Below are 1563 nucleotides of genomic sequence, written 5' to 3' on the forward strand. Positions count from 1 at the left end.
TCTTGACCACTTGCAGCTTGAAGGCTGCGTCAAACGCCCTGCGCGCTCTTTTGTCTTTCATGTTCGTCATTTCCTCTGGGGTCTATGGGCCCCTATCGAGGTGTCCTATTTCATTGGACCATGACAGCTTCTTGGATTGAGATAGCCGCGACGGCCATCGCGCCCTACGAGTCGCGTGTTGCCGCAGCCACTAGCCGCGTACCGGCAGAGTATGGTGATAGCGAAGAGGAGGCTGACGATGTGAGTGAGCCTCCCATTCTAGGGAGCGACGCCACCTCGCATCATGAATCGCCCCCACCAGCTCTTAACACCATCTTGTTCGGCCCGCCTGGTACCGGCAAGACTTATGCCACGGTTGAGGAAGCGCTGGCTATTCTCGATCCAGACTTCCTCCGGAAAAATCCGGAACTACCTCCAGCCGACACAGCAGCATGCGCAGCGCGTCGCGAACACCTGAAGGCAAAGTTTGATGAATTCGTTCGTGACCAGCGCGTGAGATTCGTGACCTTCCACCAGAGCTTCGCATACGAAGATTTCGTTGAAGGACTGCGGGCTACATCTACGACAAATGGCGCACTGAGCTACGACGTTTCAGACGGAGTGTTCAAGCAGCTTTGTGATAGTGCATCGGTCCGCGTGACCGGCGACCGCGTTGAGCCTGAGCCGCTAAACCTCACTGGCAAGCGCATCTGGAAAATGTCATTAGGTAACAGCCTGATCCCCGATGAGTCTGCTATCTACGAAGAATGTATGGCCACGGGAGTAGCGCTGCTCGGCTATGGTTCTGGCATTGACTTCAGCGGCTGCCAGTCTCGCAAGGATATCGTTCAGCGGTTCCAAGCTGCCAATCGCAACGTTGAGAGCGACGAATATGCCGTCACAGCTGTCAACACCTTTGTCGTCAAAATGAAGGTCGGTGACCTCGTCGTGGTGTCTGACGGACTTTTCAAATTCCGTGCTATCGGCATCGTCGAGGGTGGGTACGAGTTCGTTGGAGGTCAGCCGGACTTTGACCAGAGGCGCAAGGTGCGGTGGCTGCGTCAATATGCACCTTCACTCCCTCACAGTGACCTGATGAACAATCAGTTCAGCCAGATGACCATCTACCAGCTTCATCTGGGTGCTTCTATTGATGAGGGCAAGCTGCGAGGGCTTCTCGCAGAGCGGGCGACAGGCGAGCCGGACCGCGCCCACGCTCCTCGCGTGCTGATAATCGACGAAATCAACCGGGGGAATGTATCGAGAATTTTCGGTGAGTTGATCACGTTGATTGAGCCGAGCAAGCGGCTTGGCGCCAAAGAGGAGTTGACGATTACCCTGCCTTATTCAAGGAAGCCTTTCGGTGTACCGAGCAATGTCTACTTGGTAGGTACGATGAACTCCGCTGACCGCTCGCTGACGGGGTTGGATGTGGCACTGCGTCGACGCTTCACGTTCGTAAGCGTCCAGCCGAGGCATCTTGAGTTGAGCCACATGTCCCGCGAATATCGCGGGCATGATGAAGAAGGTGGATGCAGTTTGCGTGGCGACGATCGCGTTGTTTGCGCGCTGGCTCAGCGTTGC

At 55.9% G+C, this 1563-nt stretch carries 1 protein-coding gene; it reads left to right on the top strand.

From position 1 onward, the window contains the following. Nucleotides 1-120: 120 nt before the first annotated feature. Nucleotides 121-1563: DUF8426 domain-containing protein (locus NFX52_RS30085; RefSeq protein WP_252635999.1), on the top strand; the 1443-nt coding region annotated here is incomplete at its 3' end.

This window comes from Acidovorax facilis (genome assembly GCF_023913775.1).
GTDB lineage: Bacteria > Pseudomonadota > Gammaproteobacteria > Burkholderiales > Burkholderiaceae_C > Acidovorax > Acidovorax facilis.